Source organism: Plantactinospora sp. CA-294935, from assembly GCF_050936445.1.
In the GTDB taxonomy this organism is placed as follows: domain Bacteria; phylum Actinomycetota; class Actinomycetes; order Mycobacteriales; family Micromonosporaceae; genus Plantactinospora.
This window is the reverse complement of sequence record NZ_JBNJMU010000001.1, coordinates 4444860-4462618: the sequence shown is the minus strand read 5'-3', so window position 1 is coordinate 4462618 and position 17759 is coordinate 4444860. Positions and strand designations below refer to the sequence as shown.

Annotated in this window: 15 protein-coding genes; all 15 read right to left on the bottom strand. The window is 73.5% G+C overall.

Annotation, left to right across the window (positions count from 1 at the left end; all coding sequences use genetic code 11):
• Positions 1-56 precede the first annotated feature (56 nt).
• The 15 genes from ACQEVC_RS19955 to ACQEVC_RS19885 all read right to left on the bottom strand — a co-directional run bounded on the left by ACQEVC_RS19955 (position 57) and on the right by ACQEVC_RS19885 (position 17757).
• Complete coding sequence (locus tag ACQEVC_RS19955; RefSeq protein ID WP_432879621.1) at positions 57-362, bottom strand: DUF167 domain-containing protein; 306 nt, start codon at positions 360-362, stop codon at positions 57-59.
• Between the two features lie 60 nt (positions 363-422).
• The gene (locus ACQEVC_RS19950) at positions 423-1148 is read right to left on the bottom strand and encodes a hypothetical protein (protein ID WP_432879619.1); all 726 of its coding nucleotides are present in this window, start codon (positions 1146-1148) and stop codon (positions 423-425) included.
• Between the two features lie 71 nt (positions 1149-1219).
• Entirely contained in the window at positions 1220-2029 is an 810-nt protein-coding gene (locus ACQEVC_RS19945) for a DivIVA domain-containing protein (protein ID WP_346262500.1), read from the bottom strand.
• 52 nt (positions 2030-2081) lie between these two features.
• Positions 2082-2384: a YggT family protein gene (locus ACQEVC_RS19940; protein WP_432879616.1), complete on the bottom strand. Its 303-nt coding sequence runs from the start codon at positions 2382-2384 to the stop codon at positions 2082-2084.
• 23 nt (positions 2385-2407) lie between these two features.
• Positions 2408-3112 (bottom strand): cell division protein SepF, encoded by a 705-nt coding sequence (locus tag ACQEVC_RS19935; protein ID WP_432879614.1) that lies wholly within the window; start codon positions 3110-3112, stop codon positions 2408-2410.
• Positions 3113-3305: 193 nt separating this feature from the next.
• Complete coding sequence (locus tag ACQEVC_RS19930) at positions 3306-4055, bottom strand: YggS family pyridoxal phosphate-dependent enzyme (RefSeq protein WP_432879611.1); 750 nt, start codon at positions 4053-4055, stop codon at positions 3306-3308.
• 8 nt (positions 4056-4063) lie between these two features.
• Positions 4064-5164, bottom strand: a complete 1101-nt coding sequence (ftsZ, locus tag ACQEVC_RS19925) for a cell division protein FtsZ (protein WP_432879609.1) — start codon at positions 5162-5164, stop codon at positions 4064-4066.
• Between the two features lie 269 nt (positions 5165-5433).
• Positions 5434-6381 (bottom strand): cell division protein FtsQ/DivIB, encoded by a 948-nt coding sequence (locus tag ACQEVC_RS19920; protein WP_432879607.1) that lies wholly within the window; start codon positions 6379-6381, stop codon positions 5434-5436.
• Positions 6378-7889, bottom strand: coding sequence for a UDP-N-acetylmuramate--L-alanine ligase (murC, locus tag ACQEVC_RS19915; RefSeq protein ID WP_432879604.1), 1512 nt, complete (start codon positions 7887-7889; stop codon positions 6378-6380). The genes ACQEVC_RS19920 and murC overlap by 4 nt, the downstream gene beginning before the upstream one ends.
• A 277-nt stretch (positions 7890-8166) precedes the next feature.
• Positions 8167-9273 carry an undecaprenyldiphospho-muramoylpentapeptide beta-N-acetylglucosaminyltransferase gene (murG, locus tag ACQEVC_RS19910; RefSeq protein ID WP_432879601.1) on the bottom strand — a complete coding sequence of 369 codons (1107 nt, stop codon included), beginning with the start codon at positions 9271-9273 and terminating at the stop codon, positions 8167-8169.
• A complete protein-coding gene (locus ACQEVC_RS19905; RefSeq protein WP_432891570.1) occupies positions 9273-10751 on the bottom strand; it encodes an FtsW/RodA/SpoVE family cell cycle protein in 1479 nt (492 codons plus the stop codon). The genes murG and ACQEVC_RS19905 overlap by 1 nt, the downstream gene beginning before the upstream one ends.
• A 564-nt stretch (positions 10752-11315) precedes the next feature.
• The gene (gene mraY / locus ACQEVC_RS19900) at positions 11316-12446 is read right to left on the bottom strand and encodes a phospho-N-acetylmuramoyl-pentapeptide-transferase (protein WP_432879599.1); all 1131 of its coding nucleotides are present in this window, start codon (positions 12444-12446) and stop codon (positions 11316-11318) included.
• Between the two features lie 49 nt (positions 12447-12495).
• Positions 12496-13902, bottom strand: a complete 1407-nt coding sequence (locus ACQEVC_RS19895) for a UDP-N-acetylmuramoyl-tripeptide--D-alanyl-D-alanine ligase (protein ID WP_432879596.1) — start codon at positions 13900-13902, stop codon at positions 12496-12498.
• Complete coding sequence (locus ACQEVC_RS19890) at positions 13899-15470, bottom strand: UDP-N-acetylmuramoyl-L-alanyl-D-glutamate--2,6-diaminopimelate ligase (RefSeq protein WP_432879594.1); 1572 nt, start codon at positions 15468-15470, stop codon at positions 13899-13901. The genes ACQEVC_RS19895 and ACQEVC_RS19890 overlap by 4 nt, the downstream gene beginning before the upstream one ends.
• Positions 15471-15522: 52 nt before the next feature.
• On the bottom strand, positions 15523-17757 hold the full coding sequence (locus ACQEVC_RS19885) for a peptidoglycan D,D-transpeptidase FtsI family protein (protein WP_432879592.1): 2235 nt from the start codon (positions 17755-17757) through the stop codon (positions 15523-15525).
• Between the last annotated feature and the right edge of the window lie 2 nt (positions 17758-17759).

Below are 17759 nucleotides of genomic sequence, written 5' to 3'. Positions count from 1 at the left end.
GCGTATCCGCCCCGACTCGCGGCCACGGCAGAGCCCGAGCGGAGGTGGCAGAAGGTTCACCGCACGGGTCCGTCGCGCAGTTGGCGCAACCGCGCGTCGATGTCGGGATCGGCCCTGTCGACCAGGAAGAGTTTGTCCCGGCTGGCCGCGCCGGTACGCAGGCTGACCGCCGCCGGTCGCAGCCGGAGCGCCTCGGCGAGCGCCCGCCGGGCCGCCTCGGTGGCCCGGCCGTCGGCCGCCGGCGGATGCACGGCGATCACCAGCGCGGGCCCGTACGGGCCGTCGAACCGGCCGCCGACCCGGGCCCGGGACGCGCCGGGCTTGACCCGGACCGCGACGGTCAGCGCTGCGGGCTCGGTCACGTCGGGCACACCGGAACCGTCCGCGCCCCCGACACGCCGGAAGCCACCGGCGCCCGGCCGTCAGCCCTGGTGCGCATCGGTGAGCAGGGCAGTGTCCGGCTCGCAGCGCCCACACGGGGTGAAGCCGAGCTCCACCGCCTCGCTCACCGGAAGCGGTTCGCTCTCCCGACCGGACAGGTGTGGACAGTCGGCGAGGTGGTAACGCGGCCGGCCGTCGACCACGTACACGTCGTCGAGCAGCGCGGCGACCAGCGCGGCGTCGGCCTCGGAGACCGGCTGGGGTGCCGGCTCGTCCGCCGGGACGTCGTCGTCCGGCTCGCCTTGGCCGACCGGACCGGCCGCGGGCCCCTCCGACGCGCCGGCCGGTTGCCGCCAGCCGGTGTCGTCGTTGTCGGCGCCGGGCCGGGTGGCCTGGGCGGGAACCGTGACCTCGACGGGCTCGGTCTGCACCGACCCGCTCTCGGGGAACGGATCGGCCCCGCCGTTGCCGCCGAGGCGGGGGTCGGTCGGTGCCATCCGGGGGCCGGTCGGTGGCCGGCGACGGCGGGTCTCGCCCGCCTCGCCGCCGCCACGCGCGGCCCGCCCGTCGTCATCGAGCCCGTCCGGGGCGAAGCCGCTGGCCGCGCCCCGCATCCCGGCCGCCTGCCGGGCGCCCACCACCAGCGCGACGGCGGCCAGCAGGCTGACCGCGATCGAGCTGATCAGCAGCCCGCTCGACCCGCTCCCCAGGCCGAGCACCAGCAGCGCGACGGCGGCGAGGATGAGCACCAGACTGCCGACTATCACGGCTCACCCCCGACGCATCGGTTCCGGTTGTCGTACGGCGTCCTGTCGTACGACGTTGGTCCCTGACGGGATCAGCGCCCGGTCTCGAGCGCGCCGGAGCGCCCGCTCCCGCCGTACGAGTTCGCCAGGCCCGCGGTGGCGAGGCCGGGGGTGCTGCCGCCGGACCGATTGCCGTCGGTCCGGGTCATCTCCACCTCAAGGCCCTGGCCACGCCCGTCGAGGTCACGCAACTGGCTCTCCAGGTACGCCTTGAGCCGGGTGCGGTACTCGCGCTCGAACTGCTTGAGTTCCTCGATGTGCTTCTGCAGCGCGGTGCGCTTGGCGTCCAGGCCGCCCATGGCCTCCTGGTGCCGCTGGCGGGCGTCCCGCTCCAGCGCGTCGGCCTTGGCCCGCGCCTCGCGGGTGACCTCCTCGGCCTTGGTCCGCGCCTCGGAGAGGAGCTGGTCCGCCTCGCGGCGCGCGTCGGAGACGTGGTCGTCCGCCGTGCGCTGCGCCATCATCAGCACCCGGAGAGCCTGCTGCTCCCCGTCGCCGCCGCCGACCGCCGGGCCGCCCTGGGCCCGGACCTGCTCCAGCTCGGCCTGCATCGCCCGGGCGGCCTGCTCGGCCTGGGCCTTGTCCCGCTGCACCCGGTCGAGCTGGGCCTTGACGTCGTTGAGCTCGGCGGCCAGGCGTGGGTCGGGGCCCGGGCCGGCTGGTGCGCCGCCTCGGCCGCCGCGCTCCACCTGGGCGCGCAGTTCGTTGTTCTCTTCGATCAGACGGGCGAGCTCGCGCTCGACCTCGTCCAGAAACGCGTCGACTTCCTCCTCGTCATACCCCCGCTTGCCGATAGGCGGCTTCTTGAAGGCGACGTTGTGCACGTCGGCCGGGGTCAGCGGCATCGAAACTCCTCGGGTCAGTTGCGGCCGCGCGGCACGCCGGTCACCAGGTTGTTCAACTGAAGATCAACGGCCTTAACACGAACTCCATCAGCACGAACAGGATAACCAGGAGCACAAGGGAGGCCAGGTCGATGCTCACGGTACCAATTCGCAATGGAGGGATCACACGCCTCAACGCCTTGAGAGGCGGATCAGTGACGCTCCACACCGACTCCATTCCTGCCGCCGCCCCCCGGCTCGGCTGCCAGCGACGACCGTACTGCAGAACGGCACTTAGGACAAACCGGGCCAAAAGCACCAGGAGGAAGACGTAGAGAATCAGGTAGAGGACCTGAAACAGGATGGGTAGAAACACGGCAGGCGGATCCCTCGGTCGGGCTAGCTCAGGCTGAAAAACCCACCCTCAGCGATCTTGGCCTTGTCCTCCGCGGTGACCTGGACGTTAGCCGGTGAGAGTAGGAACACCCGGTTGGTCACGCGCTCGATCGTACCGCGCAGCCCGAACGCCAGACCGGCGGCGAAATCGACCAATCGGCGGGCATCGGCCTCGTCCATCTCGGTGAGGTTGATGATCACCGGAACGCCGTCCCGGAAGTGCTCGCCGATGGTGCGGCCCTCACGGTAGGTCGTGACGTGCAGCGTCGTGATCTGGTAGCGCTGCTCCGGCTGCTCGACAGGCACCGGTCGCTCGCGCACCTGGGCCTGCGGGGCCAACGCGAGATTGTCCCGGGTCTGGTACGTCAGCGCGGTGGACGGCTCGGCGCTGCTCGGCCGGCTGATCGACCGTACGCTGGATCGCTCTGCGCGCTCAGTCCGCTCCGGACGGTCACCGTCGGCACGGTCGTGCTCGACGGAACGGCCGACGTTGCGCTCGGCCAGCCGGGTCCGCTCACCGGCCCGGGGCCGGGGCGGTGGCGCCTCGTCCTGCTCCTCGTCCTCGTCGGCGAACTCGTCGGCGTACCGGCTCTGCCGGTAACGCGACTCGCGGTAGCCACTCTTCTCGTAGCCACCGTCGTCGTAGGCCCGCTCGTCGTCCTCCTCGACGAGGCCGAGCCAGACCCCCGCCTTGCGCAGTGCACCCATCCCGCGCCCCTCCGTCCGCCGTGCGACACACACCCCCCGTGCCGTGCCCCTGTCACGCGCGTGAACACTGCAGTGCCCACCGGCCCGAGACGGCAACCCCCGGCACGACCGTGAAACCGGTCTCACCCCGACCCCCGCCAGTGGGGATGCCGCCTCAAACAACACTGATGTAGTTTGGTGTCCGGTTGTCAGGCTACCGCAGCGTGCTACGCATTCCGAGCAACGCGCTGCCGATCCGCACATGTGTCGCGCCGTGTGCGATCGCCGCCTCCAGGTCACCGCTCATCCCGGCCGACACCGCGACCGCCCCCGGATATTCGGCCCGCAGCGCGGCGGCGACCCCGGCCAACGTGGCGAAGGCGGGCTCCGGATCCACTCCGAGCGGGGCGACCGCCATCACCCCGCCCAGGCGCAGCCGATCCGACCCGGCCACCGCCGCGGCGACCGCGCCGACCCCCCGGTCCGGGTCGTTACCCGCGACCAGTGCACCGCCCCGGTCGGCCGCACCGTCCAGGTTGACCTGGACCAGCACGTCCAGCGGGCGCTCCCGGTGCCGCTCCGCCGCGTCGGCGAGGGCGCCCGCCAGCCGTACGCTGTCCACCGAGTGCACCAGGTCGGCGTACCGGACCACCGAGCGGGCCTTGTTGCGCTGGAGCTGCCCGACGAAGTGCCAGCGCACCCGGGCACCGGTCGCTGCCACCTCGGCAGCCTTCGGCGCGGCCTCCTGGTCGCGGTTCTCCCCCACGTCGCGTACGCCCAGCTCGGCCAGAAGCGCCACGTCGGAAGCCGGGTAGGTCTTGGTCACCGCGACCATGGTCACGTCGGCCGGATCCCGGCCGGCCGAGGCACAGGCGGCGTCGATCCGGGACCGTAGCCGGGCCAGGTTGGCCGCGAGTTCTGCCCGGCGCGCGTCGTCCGGCGCCGGGAGGGGTGGTTCGGTCATCTGGCGGCTCAGGAACCGTTCTTGAGGAAGTCCGGCACGTCCACGTCGTCGAAGAGCACCCGACGCGGGGTCTGCGCCGGCGGCGGGGACGGCGGCGGCGAGACCGGCGCGACGGCCGGCGGGGTGACCTTGCGGGCCTGCTCCACCGGCTTGTACGCCGGGGCTCCGCCGTCGAAGCCCGCCGCGATCACCGTCACCCGGACCTCGTCGCCGAGCGCGTCGTCAATCACGGCACCGAAGATGATGTTCGCATCCGGGTGCGCGGCGTCGGTGACCAGTTGCGCCGCGTCGTTGATCTCGAAGAGGCCGAGGTCGGAGCCGCCGGCAATGGAGAGCAGCACGCCCCGGGCACCGTCCATGCTCTGCTCCAGCAGCGGGCTGGAGATGGCCGCCTCGGCCGCCTCCACCGCCCGGTTGTCGCCCCGGGCGCTGCCGATGCCCATCAGCGCGCTGCCCGCGCCACTCATCACGCTCTTGACGTCGGCGAAGTCCAGGTTGATCAGACCCGGCGTGGTGATCAGGTCGGTGATCCCCTGCACACCGGAGAGGAGCACCTGGTCGGCCTGCCGGAAGGCGTCCATCATGCTGATGCCACGGTCGCCGAGCGCGAGCAGCCGGTCGTTCGGGATGACGATCAGGGTGTCGCACTGGTTGCGCAGCTCGTCGATGCCGGCCTCGGCCTGCACCTGCCGGCGCTTGCCCTCGAACGAGAACGGCCGGGTCACCACGCCGATGGTGAGCGCGCCCAGCTTGCGGGCGATGTTCGCCACCACGGGCGCGCCGCCGGTACCCGTACCGCCGCCCTCGCCGCAGGTCACGAAGACCATGTCGGCGCCCTTGAGCACCTCCTCGATCTCGTCGCGGTGGTCCTCGGCGGCGTTCTTGCCGACGTCCGGGTTGGCGCCGGCGCCCAGCCCCCGGGTCAGCTCCCGGCCCACGTCGAGCTTGACGTCGGCGTCACTCATCAGCAGGGCCTGGGCATCGGTGTTGATCGCGATGAACTCGACGCCCTTGAGCCCGACCTCGATCATCCGGTTCACGGCGTTGACGCCGCCGCCGCCGATGCCGACGACCTTGATGACCGCCAGGTAGTTGTGCGGAGGTGTCATCGCCGGTCCCTTTCCTTCGATCTCGGCGGCCGTTACCCCGCCCGGCGATCCGGCCGGAGCGAGGCCGACGACCATTCGGTACGAGAGGCGAAGGGTAACCCTCACCCTCTACTAGAGGCTTACAGTTATGTCAACCATTGATCCTCTCGGGGCAACGTATGCGTACGCGCGGCCGAACCCAAGGACCTGCGCGGCGTGTCGGCACGCCCGCCGACAAACGTCACCGGCGAGCCGACCGGCAACCGGACGGGCGCCACCGGAACAGCCGGTCAGCGGATGGTCACCACGTCCGGCGTCCGGACGTCGATGGTGTCCCCCTCGCGCGCCAGCAACGACGTCGCCACCTGGGCCTTGGTATCGCTGCGCGACGCGTCGCCCCAGAGCACCGTACGGCCGCCGCGCAGCTTGACGGTAATCCGGGCCGGACCCTCCACCACCAGCTCGACGAGGCGGTCCCGCAACTCCGGGGTCAGGTTGGCGAGCACGGTCAACGCCCCCTTGGTAGCGGCGTCGTCGGGGCCGGGCGTGCCCAGCCGGGCCAGCGGCAGCCCGGCCGGCCGGTCCGACCGGGTCTGGAAGACCACCCCGGCCGCGTCGACCACCAGGAACCGCCGGTTCTGCGGCACCACCGCGACCGGGGTCCGTTCCACCACCTCGACCCGCAGGGTGTTCGGCCACTGTCGGGATACCGTCACCCGGGCCACCGGCGGCAACTCGGCGACCCGGCCCCGGACCGCGTCGAGGTCGACCCGGGCCAGCGGAACGCCCTCGGTCACCCGGGCCGCCTGCCGTACCTGGTCGTCGGTGACCAGGGTGGCGCCGACGACCCGCAGCGTGCGGAAGCCGAGGAGCGGGGTGCCGTACACGATCCCGGCACCGGCCAGGCTGAGCACCAGCACCCCGGCGAGCACCGTCCACGGCAGCGCGGCACGTACCCGGCGCTGCCGGGCCCGGCGGGTGAACCGGCGTACCGACGGCGGCACCGCGTCGGCGCCGGCCCGGACCAGCCGCCAGCTCCGGCCCGCAGCACGGCCCGTACCCGACCGGCCGGTCCCCGGACGGCCCGCGCCGGAGCGGGCGCCGCCGCCGGCCGGACCGCCCCGGGCGGAGGGGCCGGCGCCGCGTCCACCGGCTCCCCGGCCACCCTGCCCGGGTCCGCCGGAGCGACCACCCGGAGCGGGACCCGCGGACCGGCCCCGGGACGTGCCCGGGCTCATCCGGCGTCGTTGGCTGCCCCGGCACCACGCGGGGTCGCCCCGGCCTCCTGCCCGGCCCCGCCCGCCGTCCCGGTCGGCTGGCCGGTGGCCGGGCCGCCGGCCAGCGCGTCGAGCAGTTCGTCGCCCATCAGCGAGATCGGCGGTGCGCCCATGGTCACTACCACGTCACCCCGGCGGGCCCGGCGGGCCACCTCGGCCGGCACGTCCTCCCAGGAGGGCAGGAAGATCTTCTGCCCGGCCGGCAGGTCGATCGCGTCGGTCAGCGCCGCCCCGCCCTCGCCGGGCGCCCGGACCTCGCCCGGGCCGAAGACCTCCAGTACCACCACCTCGTCGGCGATGGCGAGCGCGGTGGCCAGTTCGGCCTGGAGGTCCCGGGTCCGGTAGACCCGGTACGGCTGAAAGACGACGACCAGCCGACCGTCGCCGGCCACCTCGCGCAGGGTCTTCAGCGCGGCGGTCATCGAGGTCGGGTGGTAGGCGTACTCGTCGTAGACCTGGACGCCGGCCGCCACCCCCTTGCGCTCGAACCGACGGCGTACTCCGGGGAAGGAGGCGAGCGTCGAGGTCACGGAGTCCATCGGCAGGCCGAGCTTGCAGGCGACGAGCACCGCCGAGGCGCTGTTCAGCCCGATGTGCGCGCCGGGCACCGGCAGCCGGACCTCGCCGAGCGACTGGCCGTGCAGGGTGGCCAGATAGCGTACGCCGCCGGCCGACGAGACCACGTCGGTCAGCCGCAGGTCGGCGTCGGGGTCCGTGCCGTAGGTGTACACGGTCCGCCCCTCGGCGCGCAGCCGCTCCGCCATCCGTCGGGTGCCCGGGTCGTCCGCGCAGGTCACCACGAACCCCTCGGGGTCGGTCAGCCGGGCGAAGTCGGCGAACGCCTCCTCCAGGCCGGCGTAGTCGCCGTAGGTGTTGAGGTGGTCCTCGTCGATGTTGGTGATGATCGAGACGTACGGCCGGTAGAGCAGGAAGGACCGGTCGCTCTCGTCGGCCTCGGCGACGAAGTACTCCCCGCTGCCGTGGTGGGCGTTCGAGCCGACCTCGGAGATCTCGCCGCCGATCACGAACGACGGGTCCTGGCCGGCGTGCTGGAGGATCAGCGTCACCATCGAGGTGGTGGTGGTCTTGCCGTGCGTACCGGCGACCGCGATGGTGCGCCGGCCGGTCATCGCGGCGGCCAGCGCCTCCGACCGGTGCAGCACCCGCAGCCCGCGCTCCCGGGCGGCGACCAGCTCCAGGTGGTCCTGCGGGATCGCGGTGGAGTAGACCACCGTGTCGACGCCGTCCAGGTTGGTCGGCGCGTGGCTCATGTGGATGGTGCCGCCCAGCGCCCGCAGCCCGGCCAGCGCCGGCCACTCCCGCAGCTCGCTGCCGGAGACCCGGAGGCCCCGGGTGAGCAGCAGCCGGGCCAGCCCGCTCATGCCGACCCCGCCGACCCCGATCAGGTGGATGCTGCCCAGGTCTTCGGCGGACAGCGTGCCGACCGGGCTGAACTGCGCGGTGTTCATGACACCAGCCTTCCACTCGGAATCCGTCGGGTCACCGGCTTGCCCAGCTCGGCCGCACCCGATCCGGCGACCACCCCGCTGCGCACGCCCGACGCGCTCATCGGGCCGACTGTCGATCGCGACTGCGGGGCTCGCAACCCCGGCTCACTCCTCGCGCTCACTGGGCCGGCTGTCGATCGCGACTGCGGGGCTCGCAACCCCGACTCACTCCTCGCGCTCACTGGGCCGACTGTCGATCGCGACTGCGGGGCTCGCAACCCCGGCTCACTCCTCGCGCTCACTGGGCCACCGCCTCGTAGACGAAGTCGAGCAGCGCCTCGTCGCCGTCACGCCGGCCGTACGCGGCCGCGGCGGCACCCATCGCGGCCAGCCGGCGCGGGTCGCGGATCAGCGGGATCACGGTGTGCTCGACCCAGGCGGCCGTCATCTCAGAGTCGTCGACCAGCAGCCCGCCGCCGGCCTCGACCACCGGCAGGGCGTTGCGCTTCTGCTCCTGGTTGCTGTGCGGGTACGGCACGTAGACGGTGGGCAGCCCGATCGCCGCCACCTCGGCGCAGGTCATCGCGCCGCCCCGGCCGAGCATCAGGTCGGCGGCCGCGTAGCCCAGCTCCATCTGGGAGAGGTACGGCAGGGTCACGTACGGCACCGGCAGGTCGTGCGGGACGTGGACCGGCTCGTTGCGGGCGCCGATCACGTGCAGCACCTGCACGCCCGCGGCGGCGAGCGACTTGGCCGCCCCGGCCACCGCCAGGTTGATCGAGCGGGCGCCCTGCGAACCGCCGGCCACGAAGAGGGTCGGCAGATCCGGGTGCAGGCCGAACTGCCGGCGTGCCGCCGCCCGGTGTGCCACCCGGTCGAGCGTGGTGATGCCGCGCCGCAGCGGCACCCCGACCACCCGGGCGTTGCGCAGCGACTCGGCCTGGGCCGGCTGGTGCGGGAAGCCGACCGCCACGTGCTTGGTGAACTTCATGCCGAGCCGGTTGGCCACCCCAGGCGGCACGTTCACCTCGTGGATCACGATCGGCAGCTCCCGCCGCCACGCCGCCAGGTAGGCGGGTACCGAGACGTAGCCGCCGAACCCGATCACGACGTTGGCGCGTACCTCGTCGATCACCTTTCCGGCGGCCCGGGCGGCTTTCCACATCCGGTCCGGCGTACGCATCAGGTTCATGTTGACCGACCGGGGGAGCTGATAGGCCGGGATCTGCCGCAGATCGTAGCCATGCGGCGGAATCAGGTCGTTTTCCAACCCTTTCGGGGTGCCGACGCAGGTGATCCGTACTCCCGGGTCGTGCCGGCGCAGGCAGTCGGCGAAGGCCAGCAACGGGTAGATGTGCCCGCCCGTGCCTCCTCCCGCTAGCAGCACCGACCGCAGCGGACCCATCAGCGTCTCCTCTCGCTCGCCGTACCGGCGCGCCCTCGCCTTGCCCGGCCACCTGCTGGCCCGGCCTCAGGCTCCCGCCGCCTCCCGGTCCCGGACCCGGACCCGGGCTCCCGGGGGGCCGGCGCGGGTAGCTTCCCACGGCGGCGCGCCGAGGGAAGCGGCGGCAACGGGGCCCAGAGTAGCCGTACCCATCGGGGCGCCGGACGGGCGTGCAGGGCCCGCGCGGCGTCCGGTTCGGCGCGGGCGAACGAGGCGAGCATGCCGATCGCGGCAAGGGTCACCACCAGGGCGCTGCCGCCGTCGGAGATGAACGGGAGCGGCAGGCCGGTGATCGGCAGCAGCCCGACCACCCCGCCGATGTTGATCACGGCCTGGCTGACCAGCCAGGCGGTCGCGGCGGTGGCGGCCAGCCGGCGGAAGGGATCGGCGACCCGGCGGGCGATCCGCAACCCGGTGTACGCCAGCACCGCGAACAGGGTCAGCACCACGGCGCAACCCACCACCCCCAGATCCTCGGCGAGGATGGCGAAGATGAAGTCGTTGTGCGCCTCGGGCAGCCAGTTCCACTTCAGGCTGCTCTTGCCCAGCCCGACGCCGAACCAGCCGCCGTTGTCGATCGCGTACCGGGCCTGGAGGTATTGGTAGCAGTCGGTCAGCCCGCACTCGTCCGGCGGTGGCGGGTTGAAGAACATGGTGAGCCGGGCCAGCCGGTAGTTCCTGGCCCCCTCCTCACTGGATCCGGCGCCGATCGAGGCGGCGGCGACCAACAGCCCGACCCCGATCAGGCCGAAGACCGAGAGGGTGGCGAAGACCCGCTTGCGGATGCCGGCCGCCCAGAGCAGCCCGACCACCACGGCGAGCAGGCAGAGCATGGTGCCCAGGTCGTTGTAGCCGACCAGCAGGAAGAGCAGGCCGACCACCGGGAAGAGCGGCGTGGTCAACTCCCGCCACCAGCCGAGCGCGGCGCCCTTGCGGGCGATCATGTCCGCACCCCAGAGCACCAGCCCGAACTTCGCCAGCTCGGAGGGCTGCACCTGGATCGGGCCGATGTACAGCCAGAGCAGCCGGGCCTCCAGCGGGCCGAGGACGGCGTCCCGGTCGCCGTTGAGCTTGTCCCACAGGTGCAGCACGTCCAGCACCACCAGCAGCAACGCCGCGACGCCGAGGGTCGGCAGCCCGAGCGCCCGGAAGGTGCGGGCCGGCAGGCGCTGGCAGATCCAGAACGCCACCAGCCCGATCAGCGCGAAGAGTGCCTGCTTGGCGACCATCGCGAAGGCGTTGCCGTCGGCGGCGGACGCCCGGACACTGGTGGCCGAGAAGACCATTGTCAGCCCGATCAGCAGCAGCAGCCCGGAGCTGGAGATGAGCAGGTAGTAGGAGGCGAGTGGCCGGGCCAGCAGCCCGCGCAGCGCGGCCAGCCCACCGGCCAGGTCAACCCCGGCCGGGGCCAGGTCAACCCTGGACGAGGCCAGGTCAATCCTGGACGAGGCCAGGTCAATCCTGGACGAGGCCAGGTCGACCCCGGCCGGGGCGTCCGGTGGGCGCCCCCCAGCGGAGGCACCCCGGGTGCCGCCCGGCCCGCTCTGCGGGCGTACCCCGGCGGGGCCGTCGCCGTCGGCGGCGTTCTCCGGCCGTCCGGTACCGCTACGCGGGCGCCCGCCGCCGGTCGGCTCGGGGCGCTCGGTGGCGCCGCCCGGGCGTCCGCCGCCCGCCGGGTCACGCCCGATGTCGTCCGCCGGCCGTCCGCCGCCGTCGGCGGACCGGCCACCGGCGGCCGGTCGACCGCTGGCGCGGGAGCCGGCGGAGCCCGCCGGCCGTCGTGGCTGCTCCCCGGTCACCGCGCCGCCCCCTCGTCCTCCCCCATCCGCCCATCATCGACGCTGGTCCGGCCACCCTGGCGCAGGGTGGCCGGCCGGCGTGTCGGACCGGTACGGCGTGTCCCGGGCCGGGGAGCGGCTCCGGTGCTCGCCGCCGGGGCGGGTCCGGAGCTGGTCCGCTCCGGGCCGAGGTCGGACGGCGGCGAGGTCAGGTGACCGGCGAGGTCAGGTGACGGCGGCGAGGAACTCGCTGTAGAACAGGCCGAGGGCGATCGCCACCCCGATCCCGGCGATGATCCAGAACCGGACGACGATGTTGACCTCGCTCCACCCGGCCAACTCGAAGTGGTGCTGGAGCGGCGACATCCGGAAGACCCGTTTACCGGTGGTCCGGAACGAGATGATCTGGATGACCACCGACATGGTGATGATCACGAAGAGCCCGCCGAGGATCGGCAGCAACAGCAGCGTCCGGGTGGACATCGCCATCCCGGCGATCAGACCGCCCAGCCCGAGTGCCCCGGTGTCGCCCATGAAGATCCGGGCCGGCGAGGTGTTCCACCAGAGGAAGCCGACACAGGCCCCGGCCGCCGCCCCGGCGATCAGCGCGATCTCCAACGGGTCCCGGACGGTGTAGCAGTACGCGCCGCCCTGGACGTAGTCCGGGTCCGCGCACCAGTGCCGGTACTGCCAGAACGCGATCAGGGCGTACGCGGCCAGCACCATCACCGAGGCGCCGGTGGCCAGCCCGTCCAGTCCGTCGGTCAGGTTGACGCCGTTGGTCGCCGCCATCACCACGAAGATGATGATGATGATCGAGGCGACCTTGCCGACCTCCAGCGCGTCGATGTCGCGGATGAAGGAGAGCGTGGTGCTGCCGACCGTCTCGGTGTTGGTCGCCACGCCCGACGCGTCGGTCATGGTGCTCGGGAAGTAGAGGGCGATCACCCCGAAGACGGCACCGACCAGGATCTGGCCGAGCAGCTTGCCCCGCTTGTTCAGCCCGGCGCTGTTCCGCTTGCGTACCTTGAGGAAGTCGTCGATGAACCCGACCGCGCCGGAGAAGACCATCAGCCCGAGCAGCACCAGCGCGGTGATGGTCGGCTCGACCTGAGCGATCTGCTGGTCGGGAAGGGTGGTCAGGGCAACGTGTCCGGCGACGTACGCGATCACCGTGGCGACGATGAAGACCACGCCGCCCATCGTCGGCGTGCCCTTCTTGCCCTGGTGCATCACCGGGCCCTCGGCCCGGATCGGCTGGCCGGCCTTGAGCCGGGTGAACACCTTGATGGCGATTGGCGTGGTGAAGAGCGAGATCAGGAACGCCACACCGATGGCGACGATGACCGCCCTCACGCCGCAACGCCTTCCGCCGCAGCCGACCCGACGACCACGACCGACCCGCTCACCGGGACCCGTTCCCGGGCTCGACGGCCTCGGCGCGCAGCGCGTCGGCCACCTCCCAGGTGCGGTAGCGCGAGCCCTTCACCAGGACGACGTCACCCGGCCGCAACTCGCGGCGCAGCGCCTCGACCGCCGCCGCCTGATCGCTAACCAGCACCGACTCTCCTCCCCAATTCGCCATCGCCACCGCGCCGTCGTGGATCGGCGCGGCCGGCTCGCCGACCACGATCAGCCGGTCGACGCCCAACTCGGCCGCGAGCCGACCGACCTGCTCGTGCCCGTCCCGTTCGAAATCGCCCAGCTCGGCCATGTAGCCGAGTACCGCGAAGGTGCGCCGCCGCTCGCCCATCCCGGCCAACGCCCGCAGCGCCGCGGACGTCGAGGCGGGGTTGGCGTTGTAGGAGTCGTCGATCACCGTCACCCCGTCGGTGCGGTCGAAGACGTCCATCCGGCGGGTCGAGGGCAGGCCGAGCCGGCCGAGCGCCTCGGCCAGTTCGGCCAGCGGCATGCCGAGCTCCCGGGCCACCGCCGCCGCGGCGAGCGAGTTGCCGACCTGGTGGCGGCCGCTGATCCCGAGCCGGACCGCCGCCCGTCCCTCCGGGGTGACCAGGGTGTACGACGCCCGCCCGCGATCGTCCAGGCCGACCTCCTCGGCCCGCACCTCGGCATCCGCGGCCTCGCCCACCAGTACCGTCCGGGCGGCGGTGCGGGCCGCCATGGCGCGTACCCGCTCGTCGTCGGCGTTGAGCACGGCGAGCCCGTCGGCCGGCAGCCCCTCGACCAGTTCGCCCTTGGCCTGGGCGATCGCCTCCTGCGAGCCGAACTCGCCGATGTGCGACACACCCACGTTGAGCACCACCGCGATCCGGGGCGGCGCGATCTCGCACAGGTAGCGGACGTGCCCCAGCCCCCGGGCGCCCTTCTCCAGCACCAGGAACCGGGTGTCGGCGTCGGCCTGCAACGCCGTGTACGGGTGCCCCAGCTCGTTGTTGAACGAGCCCGGCGGCGCCACGGTGGCGCCGAGCCGGGTGGTGAGCTGGGCGACCAGGTCCTTGGTGGTGGTCTTGCCGGACGACCCGGTCAGCCCGATCACGGTGAGTTCGGGGAGCCGGTCCAGCACCGCCCGGGCCAGCCTGCCGAGCGCGGCCCGGGCGTCGGGGACCAGCACCATCGGCACCCCGTCGACCGGCCGGGAGCCGAGCACCGCGACCGCACCGCCGGAGGCGACCGCCGCCGCCGCGAAGTCGTGCCCGTCCACCTTCTCGCCGGGGAAGGCCACGAAGAGCCCGCCGGGGCGTACCTTGCGGGAGTCGAACTCGACCGGGCCGGTGACCCGCAGCGCCGGATCGGCGGCGACCAGCCGGCCGTCGACCGCGGTGGCCACCTCGGACAGGGTCAGCGGGATCATCGGCGGCCCTCCACCAGGTTGCCGAACCGGGCGGCGAGCGCGGCGGCCAGCTCCACCCGGTCGTCGAACGGGTACGTCCGGCCGGCGATCTCCTGGCCGCGTTCGTGCCCCTTGCCGAGTACCGCGACCACGTCACCGGGCTCGGCGAGCCGGACCGCCTCGTCGATCGCGGCCCGGCGGCCGGCCACCTCCCGTACCCGGTCCGGCCGGCCGTCCCGCTCGGCCCCGCGCCGCACCTCGGCCCGGATCACCCCGGGGTCCTCGCTGCGCGGGTTGTCGTCGGTGACCACCACCAGGTCGGCTCCGGCCGACGCGGCGGCGCCCATCAGCGAACGCTTGCCGTGGTCCCGGTCGCCGCCGGAGCCGAGCACGCAGATCAGCCGGTTGCCGGCGGTGGTCAGGTCGCGCAGCGCGGTCAGCGCGGCCACCACCGCGTCCGGGGTGTGCGCGAAGTCGACCACCCCGCGCACCGGGCCGGGCGCCTCGACCAGCTCCAGCCGGCCGGGAACTCCCGGGCAGGCGGCCACGCCCCGGGCCGCGACCGCCGGATCGACCCCCGCACCGACCAGCGTGGCGATCGCCAGCAGCGCGTTCGCCACGTTGTGCCGGCCGGGCAGCGCCACCCCTGCCTCGACCGCCACGCCGTCCGGGCCGTACGCGGTGAAGGTCTGGGTGTAGCCGGATTCGCGGACCGCTCCGGCCCGCCAGGTCGCGGCCGGATCACCGGCGGCGGAGTAGGTGACGGTGCCGGCCCGGCGCAGCGGCGCGAGCGCCGGGTCGTCGTGGTTGAGCACCTCGACGTCGCACCGGCCGTCGAAGAGCCGCGCCTTGGCCGCGAAGTAGTCGGCGACGTCGGCGTGGAAGTCCAGGTGGTCGTGGCCGAAGTTGGTGTAGCCGCCGACGGTGAACCGGACCCCGCCGACCCGGCCCATCGCCAGGGCGTGGCTGGAGACCTCCATCGCCACCGCCGTGACCCCGCGTTCCCGGGCCGCCGCCAGCATCGCGTGCAGGTCGGTGGCCTCCGGAGTGGTCCGGACGCTCTCCACCACCAGGTCGCCGAGCCGGCACTCCACGGTGCCGATCAGCCCGGTCACGTGCCCGGCGGCCCGCAGCCCCGACTCGATCAGGTAGGTGGTGCTGGTCTTGCCGGCGGTGCCGGTGATGCCGATGACGGTCAGCCCGGCGGTGGGATCGCCGTAGACCGCGCCGGCCAGCTCGCCGAGCACCGCCCGCGGCTCCGGCACCACCAGGGCCGGCAGCCCGGCCTCCGCCGCCGCCGGGGCGCCGGCCGGATCGGTGAGTACGGCCACCGCGCCGGCCGCCACCGCCGAGGCCACGAACTCGGCGCCGTGCCGGCGGGCGCCCGGGAGCGCCGCGTAGAGGTCGCCGGAGTGGACCTCACCGCTGGCATGGGTCACCCCGGTGACCACCAGGTCGGCGGCGTCCGGAGGCGACTCGGCGGCGACTCGCGCGGCGAGATCGGCGAGCCGGACCGGCGTCACAGCGCGGGGACGGGGATTGCCGGGCACGGCGTCAGACCCTACCCCGTCGGGGGGTCCACCCCGCACAGCCGCCCCGGTGGTTTGCCCGCACCCACCGATGATGTCCCGTTTCGGCAGGTCATCGCGGATAGACGACGAACTTCGGCGGCTCGGTGCCGGTGGCGGGCACCCGATAGTGACGGAGTACGTACTCCATCATCTCCTTGAAGGCGGGTGCGGAGACGTCGCCGCCACCACCGGACGGGGTGTGCGCGAAGACCGCGATGACGTAACGCGGGTCGTCCGCCTGGTCCATCCCGATGAACGAGGCGACCTCGCCGGGGGCGTACCGGCCGTCGACCACCCGGGACCCGGTGCCGGTCTTGCCGGCGACCCGGTAGCCCTTGATCGCCGCCTGGGTGGCGGTGCCGCCGTCGATGGTCACCGGGGCCTCCAGCAGGGTACGCAGGGCGGCGGCGGTCTCCGGCCGCAGCACCTGCCGGGTCTCCGGGGCGGGTACCGGCTTCCGCTTGCCGTCCGGGCCGATGATCTCGCGTACCAGGTGGGGCTGGATCCAGGTGCCGTCGTTGGCGATCGCGGCGTACGCGGCGGCCATCTGCAACGGCGTGACGTCGACGCTGTGCCCGATCGGCACCGACCCGTACGTCGAGCCGCTGTATTCCGACGGCTTGAGCACCCGGCCGGACGCCTCGCCGAGCACCCCTTCCCCGGTCGGCCGGCCCAGCCCGAACCGGAGCTGGTACTCGTAGAGCTTCTCCGCGCCGAGCTTGTCGGCGACCCGGATGGTGCCGACGTTGGAGGAGAACCCGAGCATGCCGGCGACGCTGAGCTTGCGGCCCTGCACCGGGTGGGTGTCCCGGAACGGCTGGTCACCCTTGCGGATGCTGGACGGCGTCGGCCAGGCGGTGTCCGGGGTGATCACCCCTTCCTCCAGCCCGGCGCCGAAGACGATGGCCTTGTGCACCGACCCGGGGTCGACCACGAAGCTGGTGGCGGCGTCGTTGCGGTCGCTGGCTTCGTATTTCTTCCAGTCGGCCGCGTCGTAGGTGGGATAGCTCGCCTGGGCCAGCACCTCGCCGGTGCGTACGTCGACCACCACGGCCGCCCCGGTGGTGCCGTTGACCTCCTGCATCCGCTTGGCGAGGATCCGTTGCACCATGAATTGCAGGTCCCGGTCGATGGTGAGTTGCAGCGAGCTGCCCGGCCGGGCCGGGGTGACCTTGTTGTGGCCACCGGGGATCTCGGCGGCCAGGTCCCCCTTGCCGACCTCGTACTCCCGCTCGCCGTTCACCCCGCGCAGCAGCTCGTCGTAGCGGGCCTCGATCCCCTCCAGGCCGACCCGGTCCTGGCTGGTGAAGCCGAGCAGGTTGGCGGCCAGGTCGCCGCCGGGGACCTCGCGCCGCTCGTCCCGCCCGGTGCCGATGCCCTTCAGGTTGAGTTCCATGATCTTCTCGGCGGTGCCGACCTCGACGCCCCGGGCCAGGTATTCGAAGTTCGACGGGCGCCCGTCCGGCCGCTTCTGCTTCCGCATCTCCTCGGTCAGCGTGGAGGCGGGGATGCCGAGCAGCGGCGAGAGCGCCGCAGCCGCCGCGGCCGGGTCGTCGATGAGTTCCGGGTCGGCGTAGACGTACCGGGCCTCGACGCTGTGCGCCAGCGCCGCTCCGGAGCGGTCGTAGATGGCTCCCCGGGGGGCCGGCAGGACGACGGTACGCAGCCGGTCGCCGACGCCGCCGCCGTCGTACTCCGGGGCATCGACGACCTGGAGCGCCACCAGCCGGATGCCGATGGTGGTGAACATGGCGAGCGCGAGCAGCGTGCCGAGGCGCAGCCGCCGGTGCGGGTCGGCCAGCCGGGGTGGCCGGCGCGGTCGCCGGGCCGGGCGCCGCGCGGGCGCACCGGCCGTCCGGGTCCCGCCGCCGGCCGGCTCGGCCGGCCGCCGTCGGGCCGGCTTGGCGACGTCGCCGCCGCCCCGGACCGGGCGCGGGGTGATGGTGCGACCGGCCCCGGTCGGCACGGTCCGCCGGGCGGTCCGGGCCGCGCCGGCCCGGCCGCCGTCGAGCACCTGCAACGCCGGCCGGAACGGGTCCGCCGACCGTTCGGTCCTGGGGGTACGCCGGGACCGGCCGCCCGGGTCGCCGGAGCCGCCCGCGACTCCGGGCGTACGCCGCAGTTCCGGACTGTCCCGCACGGTCCGGCCGCGCGGGGTGTACGCCCGGGCGTCGGAGATGCCGCCCAGCCCGGAACCGGACCGGCCGCCGGAGTCGGCACCGCGTTCGGTGTCCCGACCGGCACGCGACGAGCCGCGCCGGGACACCGAAGCGTCCCGGCGCGGCTCGTCGGACCGCGGCGTCACCG